The following is a 22,575-nucleotide window of genomic DNA, read 5'->3' as shown; positions in this document are numbered from 1 at the left end:
GGTAATAATTACCCAAAATATTTTAAGTTTGAAATACTAATTTTTAAAATTAAAAGCTATCAATTCCTCAAACTATACCTTAAAAACAATAACTCCAGAAGCAAGTTACACTGTAAGACATCCTGTTTTAAGACCAGGAAAACCATTTGAAACTTGCATTTTCGATGGCGATACACTAAGCACCACCTATCACTTTGGTATTTATGAAAACGAAACGCTATTAGGTATTTGTTCTTGCTTTAAAAACAATCATAACGATTTAAGCGATAGTTCGCAATATCAACTACGCGGAATGGCTGTTTTATCCAATCAACAAGGTAAAGGTCTAGGAAAGCTGGTTTTAAATTATGCCGAAGATTTCGTAAAAAATTTAGGCACTACAACTATTTGGTGTAATGCACGCGAAGTGGCAACAAACTTTTATGTAAACAATGGATATACTGTTTTTGGAAAAGCTTTCGAAATCGAAAGCATCGGCACACACTACAAAATGTTTAAAAAACTATAAATTGTATTTTGTGACCATAACTAAAATATAGCGTCTAAATAACGTAACCCAAATTTTTGTATTTTTAGTAACAACAATATTAACTAAACATGAGAGGAAGAAATTTAAAATTCAGGTTATTAATTGGTGTAGCCATCGCTTTATTTTTTGTCTTTAAGCGTTGTAGCCAACAAGAAGTGAACCCGTATACAGGCAGAACGCAAACTATTTCAATGAATGCCAACGAGGAAATTGCCATTGGGTTACAAAGCGCACCTCAAATGGCGCAACAGCATGGTGGTTTGCACGAAAACACGCAGTACCAAGCGTTAGTAGATAATGTTGGGCATAAACTTGTAAATAGTAGTATTGCTAGTGAAACACCATATAAATACGAGTTCCATTTACTTAGCGACCCTAACACTATAAATGCTTTTGCTTTACCTGGCGGACAAATATTTATCACATACGCCCTATTTTCAAAATTAGAAAACGAAGATCAACTCGCTGGAGTTTTAGGTCATGAAATTGGTCATGTTCTTGGTCGCCACAGTGCCGAACGTATTGCCGAAAGCGAGTATTGGCAAGGTTTAACCACTGCTGGATCGGTTGGTGCAGACATGGGTGGTGTTATTAGTGGCATCGGACAAAACACCTTACTAACCAATGGACGTGACGACGAATTAGAAAGTGACGATTTAGGTGTAAAATTCATGATAAAAGCAGGCTACAACCCAGAAGAAATGATTGGTGTTATGGAAATTTTAAAAGCTGCAGCAGGCCCTAACCGTGTTCCTGAGTTTCAAAGTACACATCCAGACCCGGATAATAGAATTGAAAAAATTCAAGAATCTATTAGAAAATATAAAGACCTGTAACATTGATTTTACTAACTCCAAAAATGTTTAAAAAGTAAAAGCCTTGTTTTCACAAGGCTTTTCTTTATGAGTGACTAGCTCAAATAATTATAAAATGAATACAATTATTTTTTATTTTTCTTTTTCGATAATTGTTCTTTAATTATTGCTGCTGTATCCTTAGCACCGTGTAATTTAGCGTACTCTAATGCTGTCATTTTTTTTGTAGATTTTTGTTTTAAATCGGCTCCATGAATTATTAAAAGCTTTAAAATTTCTGTTCTGTTATACTTTGCAGCATACATAGCAGGCGTCATTCCGTTAGACTTCTCGTTCACATCGGCACCTCTAGATATTAATTTTTGTACCGTGTCTAAATCGCCTTGCGCTATTGAAACACAAAAAGAATTCACTTTAAAATAATACGCTTTTGGAGCTGGAGTTTCATAATTTACGGTTGATGGTGTAGCTTTTACACTTACAAAAGTAGATAAAGCGATTGCGGATAAGATGATTGTTTTTTTCATGATGAAAGATTTTAATTATTGATTTTGTTTTTTGATTATACTTAATAGACGCTCAAAAAATTAAATTGTTACATTATGTATTTCAAATAACGGTTTTTTAACGTTTTATTCACATTTCACCTGTCTTATTTTAGAGCCACAAAAAGTCTTATAACCGCTGTTTTTAAAGGGTTTTTATATGTGTTTTTTGTCAAACTTGGTTATATTTGTTGGATAATTAAATTTTAACATAATGAACAAGAAAGTTATCTTAATGATACTTGATGGATGGGGAAATTCTCCAGATCCAAAAGTCTCTGCAATAGACCATGCTAACACACCTTTTATAGATTCACTTTACAAAAAATATCCGTTTGCTACCTTACGTACCGATGGTTTACACGTTGGTTTACCTGAAGGCCAAATGGGGAATAGCGAAGTAGGACACATGAATTTAGGTGCAGGTAGAATTGTTTATCAAGATTTAGTTAAGGTAAACTTAGCCGTTAAAAACAAAACACTTAATAAAGAAAAGGTATTAGTTGATGCTTTCGATTATGCCAAAACCAATAATAAAGATGTACACTTTCTTGGGCTTTTAAGTGATGGTGGTGTACACTCGCACATTAACCACTTGTTTGGTTTAATTGATGCAGCTAACGAGTTTGGTTTAGAAAACACTTACATTCATGCCTTTACAGATGGTCGTGATGTCGATCCAAAATCTGGTTTCGGGTTTTTAACCGAGTTAGAACAACATTTAGAAAAAACCAACAGCAAATTAGCATCGGTTACAGGACGCTATTACGCTATGGACAGAGATAAACGTTGGGAACGTGTTAAATTGGCTTACGATGCCGTTGTTAATGGTGTTGGCGAGAAATCGACTAACGTTACAAATTCTATAGAAAAACAATATAATAACGATGTTACCGACGAATTTATAAAACCAATTATTATGGTTGATAATTCGGGCGAGCCTGTTGCCAAAGTAAAAGATGGTGATGTTGTTATTTTCTTCAACTTTAGAACAGATAGAGGTCGTGAGCTAACAGAAGCGTTATCGCAAACCGATTTTCATGAGCAAAACATGCATAAATTAAACTTGCATTATGTAACGCTTACCAATTATGACGAAACGTTTAAAAACGTAAACGTTATTTTTAATAAAGACAATTTAAAAGATACCTTAGGTGAAGTTTTATCGAAACATGGTAAAACACAAATACGCATGGCGGAAACTGAAAAATATCCGCACGTAACATTTTTCTTCTCTGGCGGACAAGAAGCAGCTTTTGAAGGAGAATCGCGTATTTTACGTAACTCGCCAAAAGTAGCTACTTACGATTTAAAACCAGAAATGAGCGCTTACGAACTGCGTGATGCCTTAATTCCTGAATTGAAAAAAGCTGAAACCGATTTCGTTTGTTTAAACTTTGCAAACGGAGACATGGTTGGTCATACCGGTGTTATGGAAGCTGCTATAAAAGCTTGTGAAGCGGTAGACGAATGTGTTAAAGATGTGGTTACTACAGCACTTGAAAACGATTATACAACCATTATTATTGCAGACCACGGTAACTGTGAAACTATGATAAACCCAGATGGTTCACCAAATACCGCACATACCACAAACCCAGTTCCGGTTATTTTAGTTGATAAAGAACTAACCGAAATTAAAGATGGTATTTTAGGTGATGTTGCGCCTACAATTTTAAAATTAATAGGTGTACCTCAACCTGAAGCAATGACACAGCATCCTTTGGTTTAATTAAAAAAATAAATATTTGTAATTTTGCTCCAAATTCAAATCTCCCCAAATGAACTTTGACAAACATCTTATTATAGCTGTAGATTTTGATGGCACCATAGTTGAAGACGCTTACCCTAAAATTGGTAAGCCGAAAATTTTTGCCTTCGAAACCTTAAAAAAGCTTCAAAACGAAGGTCATAGGCTTATTCTATGGACTTACCGACATGGAGAACGATTAGATGAAGCTGTAAAATTCTGTAAAGACAACGGTATTTTTTTCTATGCGGTTAACCAAAGTTTTCCTGAAGAAGACTTTAAAAACGACGCTAGTAGAAAAATAAATGCTGATGTTTTTATTGATGATAGAAACATTGGAGGCTTTATTGGTTGGGGTAAAATTTATCAAATATTAACAAACGAAACACCTAACATTCCTGAAAAGAAAAAAGGATTTTTCGATCTTTTTAGATAAAAGCGAATACGTCTATTTTAAGTATCTTTGCCATTATTTTTTAAAAGTATGATTGTAGTAAAAACAAGAGAAGAAATTGAGTTAATGAGAGAAAGCGCCCTAATTGTTTCTAAAACATTAGGCATGTTGGCAAAAGAAGCTAAACCAGGCGTTACCACAAACCAATTAGACACTTTAGCCGAAGATTTTATTCGTGCGCAAGGTGCTTTACCTGGTTTTAAAGGCCTTTACGATTGCCCTTCTACTCTACTTTGTAGTGTTAACGAAGCCGTAGTACATGGTTTACCAACAGACAGACCGCTTGAAGAAGGCGATATTGTTTCTATAGATTGTGGCGCTTTAAAAAATGAATTTTACGGCGATCATGCGTATACTTTCGAAATTGGTGAGATTGATCCTGAAACCAAAAAATTATTAGATACCACTAAAGAATCGCTTTATGTTGGTATTCGCGAATATAAACTTGGTAATCGTGTGGGCGATGTGGGGTATGCCATTCAAAAGTTTTGTGAAGATCGTGGTTACGGTGTTGTTCGCGAGCTTGTGGGCCATGGCTTAGGAAAGAAAATGCACGAAGATCCAGAAATGCCAAACTACGGAAAACGTGGTCGTGGTAAAAAATTCCTAGAAGGTCAGGTAGTCGCATTAGAGCCTATGATTAACATGGGAACACATCGCGTTAAACAATTAAAAGATGGTTGGACTATTGTAACTGCCGATGGTAAACCAAGTGCACATTTCGAGCACGACGTAGCCATTATTGATGGTAAACCAGAAATACTTTCTACGTTTGCTTACGTTTATGAAGCTTTAGGCATAAAAAGCGACGAAGAAAACGAGTTTAGACAACACGCTTTAGTGCTATAACAACCTTATGAGCAACAACATACAACGTATAGAAAAGGAATTAGAACCTTTATTAAAAAAGCTAAACCAGCATAAACTTTACAGCAACTTAAAAACCATTGAAGATGTTAAAATTTTCATGGAACAACACGTATTTGCTGTATGGGATTTTATGTCCTTACTAAAGGCATTACAAAACAAATTAACTTGTACCAACGTACCGTGGACGCCTGTTAAAAATCCTGCCACTGCTCGATTTATTAACGAAATAGTTTTAGGTGAAGAAACCGATGTTAACGAGTTTGGCGAACCTAAAAGTCATTACGAAATGTACATTGACGCCATGCATCAGGTTGGAGCAAACACCAATCAAATTAATCAGTTTGTTAATAACATTTCAGAAGGTAACAGCATAGAAGTTTCAGCAAAAGTGGCTCATGTAAATACTGAAACCTTAAAATTCATCGATTTTACATTCAGCGTTATAAAAACTGAAAAGCCACATCTTATAGCTTCGGCGTTTACTTTTGGTCGTGAGGATGTTATTCCAGATATGTTTTTTCAAATTATAAATCAATCTGAAACAAAAAATAAATCATACAGCAAACTCACTTATTATTTAGAACGTCACATTGAATTAGATGGTGATGAACACGGACCCTTATCTTTAAAAATGATTGAAGAACTTTGCGGCAATGATGCCAACAAATGGGAAGATGTTAAAAACGTTGCCATACAAGCCATAAAGCAACGCATAGCTCTTTGGGATTCGATTGCCAATTTAATTGAAACCAATACCTTGGTTGAAGCCTAATTACTTTTGAAAACGCTTTTTAAATTTATACTAAACCTTGTCCCACGACCTTTACTAATTAGGCTAAGTTATTTAGTAAAACCAATTTTAGCGTTTTTTTTAAAAGGCAACAAATACACCGATCCTATTGATGGTAAAAGCTTTAAATCGTTTTTATCGTACGGATATGTTAAACAACGTGCCAATATTTTATCGCCTTCTACCCTATCATTAGAAAGACATCGCTTGCTTTGGTTATATCTTAAAAATGAAACGGATTTTTTTAAAACCGAAAGGTCTACAAGTTCAGCATTAAAAGTACTTCATTTTGCACCAGAACAATGTTTTTTAAAACGTTTTAAAGCCTTAAAACACATTAACTACACCACTACTGATTTGTTATCGCCAATCGCCGATGTAAAAGCAGATATTTGTAATCTTCCGTTTGAAGATAATAGTTACGACGTTATTTTTTGCAACCATGTATTGGAGCATATTCCAGACGACACCAAGGCGATGCAAGAATTATATCGTGTGTTGAAACCTGGTGGTTGGGGTATTTTTCAAATTCCGCAAGATTTAAATCGGGAAACCACTTTTGAAGACAATAGTATTACCGACAAAACCGAACGTGCTAAAATTTTTGGACAATACGACCACGTTCGTGTTTATGGTCGCGATTACTTCAATAAACTACGAAGCGTTGGATTTACAGTTGAAGAAGTAGATTACACCGCGCAACTTACAGATATTGAAATTGATACATTTCGTTTAGCAAAAGGTGAAATTATTCCTTTAGTAAGAAAAAAATAAACAAAAAATGACGCAACAAGTATTTATTATTACAGGTGGATTATTCGGAATGTTGGCAATTATTCTAGGTGCTTTTGGCTCGCATGCTTTAAAGAAAACACTATCTGAAGATCAGCTTAAAAGTTTTGAAACTGGTGTAAAATACCAAATGTACCATGCCATTATTTTATTACTTCTTGGGTTTAACTATCAGTTTTCTAACACGCTAATGTACTGGTGTTTCACCTTAGGTATTATTCTTTTTTCGTTTAGTATTTACGGTTTGGTTTTAAGTGATGCTAAAGGGAAGAAATTAAAATTCCTAGGTCCAATTACGCCTCTTGGTGGTTTACTTTTTGTAATTGGTTGGCTAAGCGTAATTATAACTGCTTTATAATTTATTCGGGAAAATTGTTAATAGCTAAGGTTTCAAACTCTCTATTTTCATTTTCAAAAATTAAAAATACCTTAAGTTCGGGGTGGTCTTTTAAAAAAATCTTAACTTTTTCTATTCCCATAGCTTGAAACGCGGTTGCATAGGCATCGGCAACCATACATTCATCGGCAATAACAGATACACTTAATAAATTAGTTTTACTTGGGTAGCCTGTTTCTGTATCTATAATATGCGCATACCGGTTACCGTTATCATCTATTTTAAATTTTCGATACGTACCCGATGTTGCCATAACTTTATTACGCAACTTCACCGCTTTTAATATAGATTGTTCGCCATTAAAATTAGGATTTTCAACACCAATTCGCCATGGCGTATTTTTTTCGGCATTTTTACCTTGTACACGTACTTCGCCTCCTATTTCAACTAAATAATTTTTAATTTGCTTCGATTGTAAAAACTCACCAACCACATCAACACCATAGCCTTTAGCAATGGCATTAAAATCGATAAAAGCATCTTTTGGCTTAGTTATTTTACTATTAATTTTAAAAATTTTATCAAATCCAACAGATTGCATTAAGCTATCAATAATTAAACTATCAACACTAATTATTTTATGCTCCGAGCCAAAATTCCATGCATTTACTACGGCACCAATAGTTGGGTCGAAAGCTCCTTCTGTATTATAGAATATTTCTTTTGAAGTTTTAAATACTTTATCAAAATGAGCATCGGTTTCAATAGCTTCGCCTCTATTTATTTTTGAAATAATAGAATTATCTTGATAGTTTGAAAGCGAATTGTTTATTCGAGCAAACAAACTATCTAATTGCATCGAAAAATCTACTTCAGAATCGTAAATAATAGAATACGTGGTACCAAAAACCGCCCCATGAAGCTTCATGTTTTTAGTTTGCTTTCTATTACAACTAAAAACCATAACACATAATATTATTAAAAAGGCTCTTTTCATTTTAATTTAAGTGCGTATCTAAAACTTGAATGCCATTATATTGTAACAAATATTCTTCGTTTAAATATATAGGTGCTTTGGTATTATCTTTACTCCCCAAACCAACACCAGCATAAAGTACTTTAGCATTTTTTTCGCGAGCGTGTTTTTTAAAAGTTTCCATCCAAACAATATCGTAATTATTTGGATTCTCTGGTAAAATTACAGCTCTTACAATTACAAAATAATACTGACTGTTTTTATCTATACAGACAAACTGCGGATGCTTTTTTAACTTACTATTTACAGCTACAAACTCAAAACCACGTTGTTCTAAATCCTTACCTACATGGTTCATGGCTAAATTATGCAACTCTTGTTTAGTAAGGGGCTTTTTCATAGAGCAAAAATAAAAATAAATTTTTTGATGATTATGATGACATTTTAAAAATGTTTCGATGAATTACAAATTAATATTAATAAAATTATGAAATATTTAAAACTAATAGCTCTTACTAGCTTATTTACAGCATTTTTTGGATGCAGCACGAACGACCAAGAAAACGCTAATAATTTAAATGGATTTTCCTCGCCTGATAATTGTCCGCAATTACCCGTAGGGCCAACTTCGGCATATTGGGAATATGGTAAGGGCAACCCAATTCCGTTATCACAACAACCAGTATTACAAAATCCGCAAGCCACTTTCTCGTATGCTCATGGTAATACAGCATTGCCACCGTTTACACTAACGCCGCCACAAGGTTATACCGCTGTTGATTATGCAAACCCTAACACCAACCCTTTTGGTGTTAATATAATTAGAAACGATGGTGCTGCCGTTTGGCGCTATGTACCTATTTCTACCTATTCAGCTAATTTTACAAGCACAAATATTTTAGATATTGAGGTTAACAATGTTACCAATGCATTTGGATTTAACGGAAACTACAATATACTTTGCGAATCCGAACCTAAAGTATTTAGCGAAAATGGTGTTGTAAGAGTTTTTAGATCTAGAATGATTGAGTTTAACAACACACGCGCCTTGGTTGTTGTTGCAGCCGTGTATTTAGAAAGCCTATTTACTGCAAGTGTATCGCATGTTGTTGCCGCTGGCCCAAGCGAGGAATACGACAACCTGGTAATGAACATATTTTTACCATTACATTTTCAACTTTATCCTAAAGGAGGAAGCCCATTATCGGATAGAGATAACGATGGTACACCAGATATTTTTGATAGCGCACCAGACGATCCTAACAAACAATAATATCCGTTTAAATAAGAAAAAAGTAGATAAACGAAATTATAAACCATTTAATAGTAATGTATTTGTCGTAATTTGATTAAGTTGTATATTTCCTTAGCTATTATCATGAGGAAATCTATACACGCATTAAGTCAAACCGAACTTATTGATGCTTTAAAAATGAACGATTCATATATTTTAAAGCAGTTTTACACGTTACATTATAAAAAAATTGAAGCATTAGTTTTAAAAAATAGTGGCACAATAGAACATGCCAAAGACGTTTACCAAGACGCTTTTGTAACTGTTTGGACCCACGTTAAAACCGATAAGTTTGTACCTAAAAACGATACGGCTTTACAAGGCTATTTATACAGTATTGCAAAAAACAAATGGACCGATGTTTTACGATCGAAAAGCTTTAAAAATGCAAATAAATTAAACGAATTAACCTTAACCGATGTAAAAGATAGCACCGAAGATGCTGCACAAGAGCAAGACCTAAAATTAAAAACAGCCATGGCAGCCTTTAAAAATTTAGGACAACCTTGTAAACAATTATTAGGCGATTATTATTTTGAAAAAAAGTCTCTTAAACAAATTGCGCAACAGTTTAACATTGAAGAAAATACAGCACGTAATAAAAAATATCGCTGTATGGAGAAATTAAGGAACATGGTTATAGCACCAAAAAAACAACAACTTGGAAGATAAAGAATACATATCGAAAGAATTATTCGAAATTATAGAACGTTATATTAAAGGCAATATGACGCTAAAAGAGCTGCAAGATATTAATCAGCTTATAGAGCTCGACGCCGATTTCAAAACTAAGGTTGAAGAGGTAAAAACCTTTATTCATGGTATTGAAGCCCAAGCTTTAAAAGAAAAACTAGACGATTTTCATGAAGTCGCCATAAATCAACCTGATGAAACCCCAAAAAATAATTTAAGGTATTTAAATTTTAAACGTATTGCAGTTGCGGCGGCATTTGTTATTGGTTTAGGTAGTATCTGGTTTTTTAGTATTCCGCAAAACGAAAAACTATATGCAAAATATTACAAACCCGACCCTGGTTTACCAACAACCATGAGTAGCACAAATAACTTTGAGTTTTATAATGCTATGGTAAAATACAAACATGGCGATTACAAATTAGCGATTAAAACTTGGCGCGAGCTAGCAAATAAAACACCCGATAACGACACCCTAAACTATTTTATTGGCGTAGCACATTTGGCCAATAAAAATGTTGACTCGGCCATACCATTTTTAGAACGTACCGTACAAACTAAAAAAGCGTTTCCGTTTATTAATGATGCCAATTATTATTTAGGTTTAGCCTATTTAAAAGAAGGCAATACAGAACTAGCAAAACAATTTTTAAGTAAAAGCAATACCGATTTAAGCAAAGAATTGATTTTAAAACTCTCCGATTAAAATGAAATTTCAACAAAACTTTAAATATGTTTTTATTTGTTTTACCTTTTGTTGTGTAACATTTGCCAAGGCACAAAACAAAAATAATTTAAAGTTTAGTGTATTAGATTCTTTAATTGCCTCAAAGCAAACCCAAAAAGCCAATGTGCTTTTAAACAACATTATAAAAAACCAAGCAACCGATTCGCTTTACCATGTGCCATACTACATTGGCCTAATCGAACTATTAAAACATAACGATACTACAAAAGCTACAAAAAAAGCTTCGGCATTTATTTCGCAGTTAAAAAAACGAACATCAAACAAACGCACTGCATATAAAGCGCACTTAAAATTATCAGATTTTTATGTTGATTTAATAGACGATAAAAGCGCCATTACAGCTGCAAAAAATGCGTTACGAATTGCTGACGAAATACCCGATATAAAACCAAGCGAAATAGGGCAAATAAACTATATAATTGGTGGCTGCTATTACGCCCTTTACGATATTGAACAGGCCTCAAATTATTTTAAAAACGCCTCAAAGGCTTATGAAAAATCTGCAACAGTTGAAAAAGATGTTTTAGCCGATGCCTACAACGGTGTTGCTGTATCTATGTGGACTTTACGACAACTAGATAGTGCCGAAATTTATTTTAATAAAGCTATAAAAGCTACTAACGAAAGTAATTTAGAAACCTATAAACTAAATTACTACACCAACGCCTTTAAGTTTAATTTGGCTCTGGTGCTAGACGATTCTGGAAAGATTAACGAGGCTATTAAAATGAAGGAAGTTGTTATTAAAAACCTTCAAAATATAATAAACAATTGCCCCGATGATACTTTAGTTTTAAAATCGAAGCGCTTACAAGCATCATCGTATGCAAATTTAGCAGCCATGTATAACGATATTGGTTTTTACAGCAAATCGTATCATCTGTTAAAATATGCTTACCAAAAAAAGCAGCTGGTTTTTGATGCTAACAATCCGCGGTTAGCTTCCAACTTAAATCAAATAGGTTTAGCCGAAATTAATTTAAAAGAATTCAAAAAAAGCTTAAACACCTTAAAAAAAGGGTTAACCATGTTGCGCGCTTCTACCAACCCATATTTACCGTTAGAAGCCGATAATTTATACCTCCAAGCAAAAGCCTACGCCGAAACAAACGACACTGTAAATGCTTTTAAATATTTCGAGGAAAGTGAAGCCATTTATAAAAAGGCCTATCCAAACGAGTTAAGCAGAGATTATATAATTTTATTGCGCAATTATGCCAAATTTTTGGCCAAACATAATCGAAAAAGCAAAGCCTTGGCTATTGCGACCCAAACCTATAATTATATACAAAAACAAACTGAAACAAACGACATTTTAAGGCTTAACGAAATTATTAATCTGGCAGAAATAAATTATTTAAATGGCGATTACCAAAATGCCTTAAACTGGAGTGAAAAAGGAGCATTACTTTTAAATAGCCAATTTAAAAATGCAAACTCTGCAATAGATTCATTGAAATTAGAATTTAATAAACCAAGCTTATTACTTATTAAAGCAAAAGCCCAATATCACCTTAACAAAAACAAAACCGTAGCATTTTTAGATACGCTGGCTACCTCTTTAAATAAAGCACAAACTATATTAGAATGGCGTAAAAAAGCATATTACAATCAGAAAGACATGTCTGATTTGTTAGACGAGTACGCATCAATAGCTTCGTTTAACAAACAAATTCAGCTAGATTTATACACGCTTACCAAAAATAAAATCTATTTAAACAAGCTTTTAGAATTGCACGAATCGAGCATATACAATCGTATTCGATCGCGTTTAAACTTTAAAACCAACACCGTTGTTAATACGGTTCCAAAATTGGTTTTGCAACGCGAAAATGAGCTTCATAAAAACATTGCACAAACGTTAAACTTAAATCGTGATATTTCGGTTTATCTTAACCAGGAAAAGCAATGGCAACAATTTTTAGATTCGCTACAACAAAACCATCCAAAATATTTTAACTTAAAATACGCTAGTATAACCGCTTCAATTGAAAATTCCGTTCCAGAAAACACCACCGTAATTCGCTATTTATTTATAGAATCAAATTTATTTGCCTTAGTAATAAGTACTTCAGAAAAAACCTTAATTGAATTAAGCACATCGAACTTAGCTTCAGAAATAAATCAAATTTCAAACGATTTTAATATTGAAACAACTAGTACAAATCTTTTTAGTTTATACCAAAAACTATGGCTTCCTATTAAGGACAAAATTACAACCAAAAATGTAACCATTATCCCCGATGGGATGTTGTTTAATTTAAGTTTTGAAACTTTAACTCCTAAAAAAATAAATTCATTTAATCAATTAGCCACTTCAAGTTTACTGGCTAAACATTGTATTTCGTACAACTACAGCTTTTTATTAATAAATAATAATGACAAGGTAATAGATTATAAAAACGATTTTATTGCTTTTGCACCAGAATTTAACGATGCCATGAAAACCGACTATCGTTTGGCAATTCAAGATACAACGGCCGTCGACAAAACCTATTTAACCCTTTTACCACAGCCGTTTAGTGTTGATTTAGCTAAACAATATTCCAATTTATTCGATGGCAATTATTTTATAAACGATAAAGCATCGAAGCAAATTTTTACTAACGAGGCCAACGAACACAAAATTATACATATTGGCACACACGCCGAATCGAATAATATTTCACCAGAATTTTCACGACTCATTTTTGCTAAAAAAGATGAAAGTAACGATAACTCGTTATACACTTTTGAAATTTACAACCAGAATTTCAACTCCAATTTAGCCATTTTAACAGCTTGTGAAACAGGCAAACCAACATACCAGGCGGGCGAAGGCATGATATCTTTAGCGCATGCATTTAATTATGCAGGTAGCGAAAGTATTTTAACCAGTTTATGGAAAATAGATGAAAAAACCAGTACCGAAATTTTAAAACTGTTTTACAACAATATAAAAAACGGCTTACCTAAAGATGAAGCTTTGCAACGGGCTAAATTAAATTATTTAAAAAATAGCGAAGGCCGATTGTTAGCACCAACCTATTGGTCTGGCTTAGTGTTAATTGGTAATACCTCGCCAATTACTTTTAACTCTTCAAAACATGTGTTAATAATGGTAGGTATCACAATACTGGTATTTTTAATTATTTCTGTTTTAGTTTTTAAACGTAAAAAGAAAAAAAGAAATACGAATTAGTATTGCGTTTTTTTTATTAAAAATAAGTTTAAAATAAAAATTCGTAAAAAATATTCTTTTTAATAACCACTAAAATTAGTCTTGTTTAATTATTTGGTATATTGGTACAAACCCTTCTAATTATGCAAAATATTTCTCGACTCGAAAGCGCCGTAAGAAAACTTTATATAGCTTTTACCACTAACACATTAAACCCCGAATGCTGCAAACAATGTGCTGTTGGCAATATATTGGATAATACCGATAGCTGGAAGCATTTTTCTAACAATCATGGTACTACCAACCTTAATTATATAGGAAGGGTAAACCAACTTATGGGTAAACGCTTTAATGGCTATACGCCCGCCGAATTACTTAAAATTGAAACTACTTTTTTAAATGCCTGTGGATATCAACTACCATTTAGTTACAAAAGCACAAAACCTAACAACCCTAATGATAAGGACATATTGTTTAAAGGACTTACAGAAGTTATTAAACTACTTTGTGAATTTGAAGGTGTTAAAAACATACTAGACTATACCAACCTATTTATTAATACTAAAAATACATCAAACACCAAAAATATTACAAAAGCCGTAACCGTTTAAAAGCTATTATTTGTAAAAATTAAGCCATAAACCAATGTTAACTTTTTATAAAACAAGCGCATTTTGTCGGGTTTTTTGGTATTTTATCTTGTAAAATAACATAATTTTAGTATATTGCGATGTAAAACAGCAAAACGTCCCTCAATATGGCCAACTCCCAAAACTTAATAAGTCCTTCTGAAAAAGATTTTTATCTTGATTTTATTCAAAAATATGCTTCCATTGGTACTTGGGAATGCGACATTGTAAATGGTACATTAAATTGGAGCGAGGAAACTAAGAAAATTCACGACGAGCCTTCAAATTACAAACCAGTTTTTGAAACTGCAATAGGCTATTATAAAGAAGGATATAGCAGAAACACCATTGAGACTTTATTTGCTAATTGTGTTGAAAAACATGAAAGTTTTGATGTTGAACTAGAAATTATTACAGCAAAAGGGAATAATAAATGGGTTCGCTCTATAGGTAAACCAATTATTGAAAATAACCAATGTGTTAAAGTAATAGGTATTTTCCAAGATATAGACGAAAAAACTAAAACTACAATTGAGCTTGCAAAACGCGAGCAAATTTTAACAAAAACCTTCGACTTAAGTGCCGTTGGAATGGTTACCCTAACATTAAAAGGGCAATTTATAGATGCCAATAAAAGTTTTTGCGAAACTTTTGGGTATACCAAGGAAGAAATTCAACAACTTACATTTTTAGATATTACGCATCCTGCCGATAAAACGAAAGGAAAACAAGCCATTATGGACATGATTGATGGCAAGGTTAATTATTATCAAAGTGAAAAAAGATATATAGCTAAAAATGGTAAAACTATTTGGACTTATATCTCATCTACTGTAATTCGGGATAATAACGGTATACCATTACATTTTGTAACTCAAATTAACGATATATCTCAAATAAAGCGAAGCACAAAAAAAATAGTAGATTTATTAGATACTACAGAAAATCAAAATAAGCGTCTTTTAAATTTTGCTCATATTGTATCGCATAATTTACGATCTCACTTTTCTAACTTAAACATGTTGTTAGATTTAGCAAAAATAGAGATACCAGAAACTACCGATAACGAGATTTTTCCTTTATTAAAACAAGCTGTTGATCATTTAGGTGAAACCGTTGATAATTTAAACGAGGTTGCATCAATTAATACTAAAAAGAATATACAACTTGAGCCACTTGGTTTGTTAGATACAGTAAATACTATTACAAAAAGTATTGCAGCCCAAATAATTGCCTCAAAAGCCGATATAAGCATAAATATAGCTAGCCATATAAAAGTGATGGCTATACCCGCGTATTTAGATAGCATTGTTTTAAACTTTTTAACCAACGCCATTAAATACAAAAAGCAAAATGAAGTACCTAAAATAGATATAACTGCAAAAATTGAAAATAATTTTATAATTTTGCAAATACGTGACTATGGCTTAGGAATTGATTTACAAAAACATGGAGAAAAACTCTTCGGTATGTATAAGACGTTTCATAAGCATGAAGATTCGCGAGGCATTGGTTTATTTATAACCAAAAATCAAATTGAAGCCATTGGTGGAACAGTTGATGTGGACAGTAAAGTTAACGAGGGTACAACATTTAATATTCATTTAAAACACTATGAAAAAAATTGACATTGCTTGTATAATTGATGACGATCCCATTTTTGTATATGGTGTAAAAAAGCTCATGAAATTTGCTAATTTTTGTGAATCGTTTATGATTTTTAACAATGGCGAAGAAGCAATAAATAATTTAAAACCCATTTTAGAATCGGAATCTAGTAAAGATATGCCAGATATTATTTTACTAGATTTAAATATGCCAATAATGGATGGCTGGCAATTCTTAGATGAGTTCACAAAAATTGATGCGCATAAACAAATTACAATTTATATTGTTAGTTCATCAATCGATCCGCAAGACAAAAACAAATTAAAAAATTATGAAACCGTTTCTAAATTTATAATTAAACCCATTACGGTAGAATTATTAGAAAATATATCAAAGGAAATTATAACTTAAGCGTTCATTAAAATTATAAAACAAAAAAGCCAACTCGTAAAAAGTTGGCTTTTTTGTATCTTATAACTTTAGTATTATCCACCAAAGTCATCAAATCGGATGTTTTCATCTGGCATACCAAAATCTTCACCCATTTTTTGAACGGCTTTATTCATTAATGGAGGTCCACAGAAATATAATTCTATATCCTCTGGCGCTTCATGATGATTTAAATAATTGTCTATAACACAATTGTGAATAAATCCAACAAAACCATCACCTTCGGTATCGTGAATATCCTTTTTAACCTTCCAATTATCTTCTGGTAAAGGTTCAGATAAAGCTAAGAAAAACTTAAAGTTAGGGAACTTACGCTCTAATTCGTAGAAATGTTCTAAGTAGAACAATTCACGCTTCGAACGTCCACCATACCAATATGTAACGGTTCTTCCAGTTTCTAACGTTTTAAATAAATGATATAAGTGCGAACGCATTGGTGCCATACCTGCACCACCTCCAACGTATAACATTTCAGCATCACTTTCATTGATGAAGAACTCTCCGTAAGGCCCAGAAATAGTTACTTTATCACCTTGTTTTCTTGAGAAAATATATGATGAAGCCACACCTGGATTTACGTCCATCCAACCATTTTTATTTCTATCCCATGGTGGCGTAGCAATACGTACGTTAAGCATAATATCTCGTCCTTCGGCTGGGTAAGAAGCCATAGAATAGGCACGCTCAACAATATCGTCATTCTTCATTACTAATGGCCATAAACCAAACTTATCCCATTCTGCTTGAAACTTATCTGGAGTTTCATGCTCTTCTGGGTGCGCTGTAATATCGATATCAGAATACTTAATTTCACATTTAGGTATTTCAATTTGAATATATCCACCAGCTTTATAGTTCATATCTTCAGGAATACGAACTACAAATTCTTTAATAAAAGACGCTACGTTGTAGTTACGAACTACTTCTGCTTCCCATTTCTTAATTCCGAATACTTCTTCTGGAATCGTAATGTTCATGTCTTGTTTAACTTTTACTTGACAAGCTAAACGAGCCCCATGTTGTAATTCTTTTCTAGTGAAGTGAGGTGTCTCTGTTGGTAAAGCTTCACCTCCTCCTTCTAAAACATGACACTCACACTGTATACAAGTACCACCACCACCACACGCCGATGGTAAGAATATCTTTTGGTTACCTAAAGTAGATAATAAACTTCCACCCGAAGCAACTTCAACCTCTTTTTCTCCATTAATTGTGATCTTTACCGGTCCTGATGGAGAAAGTTTTTGTTTTACAAATAATAATAATGCTACTAACAACAATGTAATTACTAAAAAAGCACTTACTGTTGCAATAATGGTTCCTAATGTTCCTGCTGCTAAAATCATATTATTTTATAACTTTTATGTTGTTAGCGACTTCAATGTCTTCTGTTGTATTTTCGTTTACTGGCGCTACTTCAGCTGTTTCTGTCTCCTCAGCAGCTTCATCATCACCTCCTGTAAGCATACCACCAAAACTCATAAAACCAATAGCCATTAAACCAGTAATGATAAAGGTAATACCTAAACCTCTTAAAGGTGCAGGCACATTTGAGTAACGTATTTTTTCACGAATAGCTGCAATAGCTAAAATGGCTAAAAACCAACCAATTCCTGAAGAAATACCATAGTTAAACGCTAAACCAATAGATTGAATCTCGCGAGATTGCATAAATAACGAACCTCCTAATATAGCACAGTTTACCGCAATAAGAGGTAAAAATATACCTAATGAGTTGTATAATGATGGTGAAAACTTTTCAACCACAATTTCTACTAATTGTACCATGGTTGCAATGGTTGCAATAAACATGATAAACGATAGGAAACTTAAATCGTAGTCGGCATACTCTGCTCCTAACCATTTTAAAGCACCTGGTTGTAAAATATATTGATCTAACAACCAGTTAACAGGTACAGTTACTGCCAATACGAATACTACGGCAGCACCTAAACCTACAGCTGTACTTACTTTTTTAGATACCGCAAGGTAAGAACACATCCCAAGGAACGTGGCAAATACCATGTTATCGATAAATATTGATTTGAAAAATAATTCTATATGTTCCATATTCTTTTAGTTTTCAGTCACAGACTCAGTTAACATAATTACTGCTCACTGCAACTGCATACTGATTAATCTTCTATTAAATCTTTATTTCTACTACGTTGTACCCAAATAATAATTCCTACAACAATTAAAGCCATTGGCGATAAAAGCATAAAACCATTGTTTTCGTAACCAATAGCATATAATCCAGTTTTTTCAATTGGATCTCCTAAAACTTTAAATCCTAATAACGTACCAGAACCTAATAATTCTCTAAAAAAACCAACGATTACTAAAATAACACCGTAACCTAAAGCATTACCAATACCATCTAAAAACGAACGCCAAGGGCCATTACCCAAAGCAAAAGCTTCAAAACGTCCCATAATGATACAGTTGGTAATAATTAATCCAACGAAAACCGAAAGGGTTTTACTTAACTCGTACGAGAAGGCTTTTAAAACTTGATCTACAATAATTACCAAAGCGGCAACTACTACTAACTGAACAATAATTCTAATCTTAGAAGGAATGATGTTTCTCATTAACGAGATTACCACGTTACCTATACCTAATACCGCCATTACAGATACAGCCATTACAATTGATGCTTTTAACTGCGCTGTAATTGCTAAAGCCGAACAAATACCTAATACCTGAATAGTAATAGGGTTGTTATCTGCTAACGGATCGGTGATTAACTTGGCATCTTTTTTTGATAAAAGTCCCATACGTTTTAGTTATTTTTAAGATTATCGAAATAAGGTTTGTAAAGCTTTAAATCGCTTTTTATCATTGCTGTTACACCGTTACCTGTAATGGTAGCTCCTGCAATAGCATCAACCTCGTTATCGGTTTTGTTTTCGTTTTTTGGATCGGCGTTACCTTTGGCAACATCGATACCTTTAAAGTTTCCATTGCCATCTAAAAGATGTTCGCCAATAAAATCGTCCATAAAGAAACGCTCTTTAATATTGGCACCTAAACCAGGTGTTTCACCTTTATGATCGAAATAAGCACCTTGAACAACCATGTTTTCGTCCATAGATACATATCCCCAAATGGCATCCCATAATCCTTTACCATAAATAGGCACAACATAAAATGTTTTACCATCTTTATTTCCTAAGAAAATTGGTAATTTTCTTTCGTCTGGATTATTAGTTCCAATTGTTTTTTGTTTTTTAATATCAATTAGGTATGCTTCAGCATCTTCAGTTATATTTCCATTTTGCATTACTAATTGCTTTGTAATGTATTTTGAAAATAAATCTTGAGCTTCGCTTGCATCAACAAAAACTGCGCTACCTTCATCATTATTATTTACACCCATAGCGTATAGAATGTTTTGTTGTTTTTCTATACGTTGGTTTTCAGAAATTTTTGGAGCTAAAGATGAAGCTGTAAATGCTAATAAAGCTCCTACAATAATTACCATGGCTATGGCAAATATTATGGTATATACGTTACTATCTGTTTTATTACTCATCTTTTTAAGCTGTTTTAACTTTTAAACGTTTCATTCTTTTCTTAACGTTTCCTTGTACCACATAATGGTCGATAGTTGGTGCGAAAACATTCATTAAAAGAATAGCTAACATAACACCTTCTGGATACGCAGGGTTGAATACACGAATTAAAATTGAAATGAAACCTACTAAAAATCCGTAAATCCATTTTCCTTTGTTGGTTTGCGACGCCGTTACCGGATCGGTAGCCATAAATACGGTACCAAAAGCAAAACCACCAATTAATAAATGATGCCAGAATTCAGTACTCATTAAGCCGTAAAACTTGCTACTTTCAGTAATCCAACCAGAACTTACAACACCGTTGAAGATTAAGCCCATTACTAAAGCCCCAACAACAGATGATAACATAATTCTCCAGCTTCCTATTTTAGTGAAGATTAAAAATAAACCTCCTAATAAAATTAATAAAGTAGATGTTTCTCCTACTGATCCTGGGATAAATCCAAAGAACATATCGGCAACAGAATAACCTGCCCCGTTGCTTTGCGCTAAACTACCTAAAATAGTCTCTCCTGAAATAACATCTACATTTGCACCGCCAGCAATTTCTTGAGCACGCTCTACAGCACCATGAACCCATACTTTATCGCCCGACATCCAAGTTGGATATGCGAAGAATAAAAACGCACGAATAGTTAATGCCGGGTTTAATATATTCATTCCAGTACCACCAAATACTTCTTTACCTATTACAACACCAAAGGCAACTGCAACAGCAAGCATCCAAAGTGGTAAATCTACTGGTACAATTAAAGGCACAAGCATACCAGTTACTAAGTAACCTTCTTCAATTTCGTGACCTTTAATAATACAGAAAATAAATTCGATTGCTAAACCAACCACATACGATACAATAACTAGTGGTAAAATTTTTAATGCGCCAACGCCAAGATTCGCCAAAGTCCAGAATTCTGAACTAAAAAAGCCACCAGATACTTTACTAATTTCTCCAATAGCAACGTGGTGCTGGTATCCTGCGTTAAACATACCAAAAATTAAACACGGTATTAAAGCCATAATTACCGTATTCATGGTACGTTTTAAATCGTCGGCTGCTTTAATGTGTGTTCCGCCGTGAGTCGTTTCATTCGGCAGATATAAAAAAGTATGAAAACCATTAAATAGCGGTGCTATTTTTTTTCCTTTATACTTTTCTTTTAGATTATGTAAGTTATTCTTTAAACTCATTATCCTATCTCTTTAATCATTAAGTCTAAACCTTCTCTAATAATTTTTTGATGTGGTTGTTTAGACACACAAACAAACTCGGTAAGTGCAAAATCTTCTGGTGCTACTTCGTACATTCCTAAAGCTTCCATTTCATCTAAATCTTTATACATACAAGCTTTTAGAATTTGCATTGGGAAAATATCTAAAGGAAATACTTCTTCGTAATTACCAGTTACTACAAACGCGCGGTGTTCACCATTAGTATTGGTATCTAAATCGTACTTTTTATTTGGATTTAACCAAGAAAAAGTTAACGCTCTAGAAGTAGACACTTTATTAAACACAGGTTTATTCCATCCAAAAAAGTCGTAATCATCACCTTCTGGAATTACAGAAATGGTATTGCTGTAATAATCTAAAGCACCATCAGCCTTAATTTCTTTACCAGAAAGCACATTTCCAGAAATAATACGATCGTTCCCAGACTGCTCAACACCTTTATCATAAATCATGGTAGATACTTCGCTACCAATTACCGTTTTAAAATAACGAGGCTTTTGTACCGAAGAACCAACTAAAGCAACCAAACGCTCTGCATTAAACTTGCCTGTTAGTAATAACTCTCCAATAATCACTAAGTCTTGCGGATTTACCGTCCACACGACTTCACCTTTATTAATAGGATCGATTTTATTAATTTGAGTACCAACATTCCCCGAAGGATGCGGCCCTGAAACTTTATGCAACGTTACACCAGATAAACCTGTAAGTGGCGAGTTGGACGATTTCCCAACCGATACATGCACTTTACCTTCGGTAAGTTTTGCTAAAGCACTAACAGCAGCTTGTAATTCGGCTTCTTTACCTTGTAAGGTAAAATCCAAATCGGCAGCTAATGGTGCCGATGCGTAACCCGAAATAAAAATAGCTTTTGGAGCCTTTTCTGGGTTTGCAATTACATCGTACGGACGTTGTTTAACAAACGGCCAGCAACCTGCTTGTAGCAAATGCGATTTAACACTTTCCGCAGTTGCGCCATCAATATCAAACTTACCAAAATCTTCAAAAGTTTGTGGTTTGCTTGCTTCAATTTTAATAGCATCAATGCGTCTCTTTGGTCCACGTACAATTTCAACAACTTTACCTGAAACTGGCGATACAAATTTTACCGCTTCGATGGCTTTATTGTAAAACAAAACACCACCTGCGTTAACAGACGTACCTTCTTTTGCAACAAGTTTTGGAATAACACCGTGGAAATCTTCTGGTCTTATGGTGCAGTAGTTGCTAATAACTGCTTGTTCTACAGTTTTTTCAGCTTCACCATTAAGTTTAATGTCCAGACCCTTTTTAATACGAATGTCGTTTGACATATTATTTTTTT

At 33.6% G+C, this 22,575-nt stretch carries 24 protein-coding genes; 15 read left to right on the top strand and 9 right to left on the bottom strand.

Annotated features, from left to right (window positions below):
- Nucleotides 1–58: 58 nt before the first annotated feature.
- On the top strand, nucleotides 59–508 hold the full coding sequence (locus PK35_RS17845) for a GNAT family N-acetyltransferase (protein WP_044625902.1): 450 nt from the start codon (nucleotides 59–61) through the stop codon (nucleotides 506–508).
- Between the two features lie 89 nt (nucleotides 509–597).
- The gene (locus PK35_RS06575) at nucleotides 598–1,365 is read left to right on the top strand and encodes a M48 family metalloprotease (RefSeq protein WP_044625901.1); all 768 of its coding nucleotides are present in this window, start codon (nucleotides 598–600) and stop codon (nucleotides 1,363–1,365) included.
- Between the two features lie 104 nt (nucleotides 1,366–1,469).
- On the opposite strand, the gene PK35_RS06570 is transcribed toward PK35_RS06575, so the two are convergent.
- Nucleotides 1,470–1,871 (bottom strand): ankyrin repeat domain-containing protein, encoded by a 402-nt coding sequence (locus PK35_RS06570; RefSeq protein ID WP_044625900.1) that lies wholly within the window; start codon nucleotides 1,869–1,871, stop codon nucleotides 1,470–1,472.
- Nucleotides 1,872–2,103: 232 nt separating this feature from the next.
- Between PK35_RS06570 and gpmI the strand changes: the two genes are divergently transcribed.
- The 6 genes from gpmI to PK35_RS06540 are packed head-to-tail and all read left to right on the top strand — an operon-like array spanning nucleotide 2,104 to nucleotide 6,903.
- Entirely contained in the window at nucleotides 2,104–3,621 is a 1,518-nt protein-coding gene (gpmI, locus tag PK35_RS06565; RefSeq protein ID WP_044625899.1) for a 2,3-bisphosphoglycerate-independent phosphoglycerate mutase, read from the top strand.
- 49 nt (nucleotides 3,622–3,670) lie between these two features.
- Nucleotides 3,671–4,075, top strand: a complete 405-nt coding sequence (locus PK35_RS06560) for a BT0820 family HAD-type phosphatase (RefSeq protein ID WP_044625898.1) — start codon at nucleotides 3,671–3,673, stop codon at nucleotides 4,073–4,075.
- Nucleotides 4,076–4,123: 48 nt separating this feature from the next.
- Complete coding sequence (gene map, locus PK35_RS06555; RefSeq protein WP_044625897.1) at nucleotides 4,124–4,942, top strand: type I methionyl aminopeptidase; 819 nt, start codon at nucleotides 4,124–4,126, stop codon at nucleotides 4,940–4,942.
- A 7-nt stretch (nucleotides 4,943–4,949) separates the two neighbouring features.
- Nucleotides 4,950–5,735: a DUF3050 domain-containing protein gene (locus tag PK35_RS17720; protein ID WP_044625896.1), complete on the top strand. Its 786-nt coding sequence runs from the start codon at nucleotides 4,950–4,952 to the stop codon at nucleotides 5,733–5,735.
- A gap of 6 nt (nucleotides 5,736–5,741) precedes the next feature.
- Nucleotides 5,742–6,527 (top strand): class I SAM-dependent methyltransferase, encoded by a 786-nt coding sequence (locus PK35_RS17715; protein WP_044625895.1) that lies wholly within the window; start codon nucleotides 5,742–5,744, stop codon nucleotides 6,525–6,527.
- A 7-nt stretch (nucleotides 6,528–6,534) separates the two neighbouring features.
- Nucleotides 6,535–6,903 (top strand): DUF423 domain-containing protein, encoded by a 369-nt coding sequence (locus PK35_RS06540; protein WP_044625894.1) that lies wholly within the window; start codon nucleotides 6,535–6,537, stop codon nucleotides 6,901–6,903.
- 1 nt (nucleotide 6,904) lies between these two features.
- Here the strand turns inward: PK35_RS06540 and PK35_RS06535 are convergent, their stop codons facing one another.
- Both PK35_RS06535 and PK35_RS06530 read right to left on the bottom strand, forming a co-directional pair.
- Entirely contained in the window at nucleotides 6,905–7,810 is a 906-nt protein-coding gene (locus tag PK35_RS06535) for an FAD:protein FMN transferase (protein ID WP_238320895.1), read from the bottom strand.
- A gap of 70 nt (nucleotides 7,811–7,880) precedes the next feature.
- Nucleotides 7,881–8,258: a hypothetical protein gene (locus PK35_RS06530; RefSeq protein ID WP_044625892.1), complete on the bottom strand. Its 378-nt coding sequence runs from the start codon at nucleotides 8,256–8,258 to the stop codon at nucleotides 7,881–7,883.
- Nucleotides 8,259–8,345: 87 nt separating this feature from the next.
- Between PK35_RS06530 and PK35_RS06525 the strand changes: the two genes are divergently transcribed.
- The 7 genes from PK35_RS06525 (at nucleotide 8,346) to PK35_RS06495 (ending at nucleotide 16,401) form a co-directional block, all read left to right on the top strand.
- Nucleotides 8,346–9,131, top strand: a complete 786-nt coding sequence (locus PK35_RS06525; protein ID WP_044625891.1) for a hypothetical protein — start codon at nucleotides 8,346–8,348, stop codon at nucleotides 9,129–9,131.
- Nucleotides 9,132–9,236: 105 nt separating this feature from the next.
- Nucleotides 9,237–9,824: an RNA polymerase sigma factor gene (locus PK35_RS06520; RefSeq protein WP_044625890.1), complete on the top strand. Its 588-nt coding sequence runs from the start codon at nucleotides 9,237–9,239 to the stop codon at nucleotides 9,822–9,824.
- Nucleotides 9,814–10,551, top strand: coding sequence for a tetratricopeptide repeat protein (locus PK35_RS06515; protein WP_044625889.1), 738 nt, complete (start codon nucleotides 9,814–9,816; stop codon nucleotides 10,549–10,551). The genes PK35_RS06520 and PK35_RS06515 overlap by 11 nt, the downstream gene beginning before the upstream one ends.
- A gap of 1 nt (nucleotide 10,552) precedes the next feature.
- Nucleotides 10,553–13,774: a CHAT domain-containing protein gene (locus PK35_RS06510; protein ID WP_044625888.1), complete on the top strand. Its 3,222-nt coding sequence runs from the start codon at nucleotides 10,553–10,555 to the stop codon at nucleotides 13,772–13,774.
- Nucleotides 13,775–13,896: 122 nt separating this feature from the next.
- Nucleotides 13,897–14,364, top strand: coding sequence for a hypothetical protein (locus tag PK35_RS06505; protein WP_044625887.1), 468 nt, complete (start codon nucleotides 13,897–13,899; stop codon nucleotides 14,362–14,364).
- Nucleotides 14,365–14,510: 146 nt separating this feature from the next.
- Nucleotides 14,511–16,010, top strand: a complete 1,500-nt coding sequence (locus PK35_RS06500) for a PAS domain-containing sensor histidine kinase (RefSeq protein WP_052825902.1) — start codon at nucleotides 14,511–14,513, stop codon at nucleotides 16,008–16,010.
- Complete coding sequence (locus PK35_RS06495) at nucleotides 15,997–16,401, top strand: response regulator (protein ID WP_044625886.1); 405 nt, start codon at nucleotides 15,997–15,999, stop codon at nucleotides 16,399–16,401. The genes PK35_RS06500 and PK35_RS06495 overlap by 14 nt, the downstream gene beginning before the upstream one ends.
- Nucleotides 16,402–16,475: 74 nt before the next feature.
- Here PK35_RS06495 and nqrF read toward each other — a convergent pair whose 3' ends face one another.
- From nqrF to PK35_RS06465, 6 genes are all read right to left on the bottom strand, one after another.
- Complete coding sequence (nqrF, locus tag PK35_RS06490; RefSeq protein ID WP_044625885.1) at nucleotides 16,476–17,786, bottom strand: NADH:ubiquinone reductase (Na(+)-transporting) subunit F; 1,311 nt, start codon at nucleotides 17,784–17,786, stop codon at nucleotides 16,476–16,478.
- 1 nt (nucleotide 17,787) lies between these two features.
- Nucleotides 17,788–18,510 carry an NADH:ubiquinone reductase (Na(+)-transporting) subunit E gene (gene nqrE / locus PK35_RS06485; protein ID WP_044625884.1) on the bottom strand — a complete coding sequence of 241 codons (723 nt, stop codon included), beginning with the start codon at nucleotides 18,508–18,510 and terminating at the stop codon, nucleotides 17,788–17,790.
- A gap of 65 nt (nucleotides 18,511–18,575) precedes the next feature.
- Nucleotides 18,576–19,220, bottom strand: coding sequence for an NADH:ubiquinone reductase (Na(+)-transporting) subunit D (locus tag PK35_RS06480; RefSeq protein WP_044625883.1), 645 nt, complete (start codon nucleotides 19,218–19,220; stop codon nucleotides 18,576–18,578).
- 5 nt (nucleotides 19,221–19,225) lie between these two features.
- Entirely contained in the window at nucleotides 19,226–19,978 is a 753-nt protein-coding gene (locus tag PK35_RS06475) for a Na(+)-translocating NADH-quinone reductase subunit C (RefSeq protein WP_044625882.1), read from the bottom strand.
- A gap of 4 nt (nucleotides 19,979–19,982) precedes the next feature.
- The gene (locus PK35_RS06470; RefSeq protein ID WP_044625881.1) at nucleotides 19,983–21,209 is read right to left on the bottom strand and encodes an NADH:ubiquinone reductase (Na(+)-transporting) subunit B; all 1,227 of its coding nucleotides are present in this window, start codon (nucleotides 21,207–21,209) and stop codon (nucleotides 19,983–19,985) included.
- The gene (locus PK35_RS06465) at nucleotides 21,209–22,564 is read right to left on the bottom strand and encodes a Na(+)-translocating NADH-quinone reductase subunit A (RefSeq protein ID WP_044625880.1); all 1,356 of its coding nucleotides are present in this window, start codon (nucleotides 22,562–22,564) and stop codon (nucleotides 21,209–21,211) included. The genes PK35_RS06470 and PK35_RS06465 overlap by 1 nt, the downstream gene beginning before the upstream one ends.
- Nucleotides 22,565–22,575 lie beyond the last annotated feature (11 nt).

It is taken from the genome of Neotamlana nanhaiensis (assembly GCF_000943555.1).
Lineage (GTDB): Bacteria > Bacteroidota > Bacteroidia > Flavobacteriales > Flavobacteriaceae > Neotamlana > Neotamlana nanhaiensis.
The sequence above is the reverse complement of the archived record's forward strand: the minus strand, read 5'-3'. Positions and strand labels throughout refer to the sequence as shown.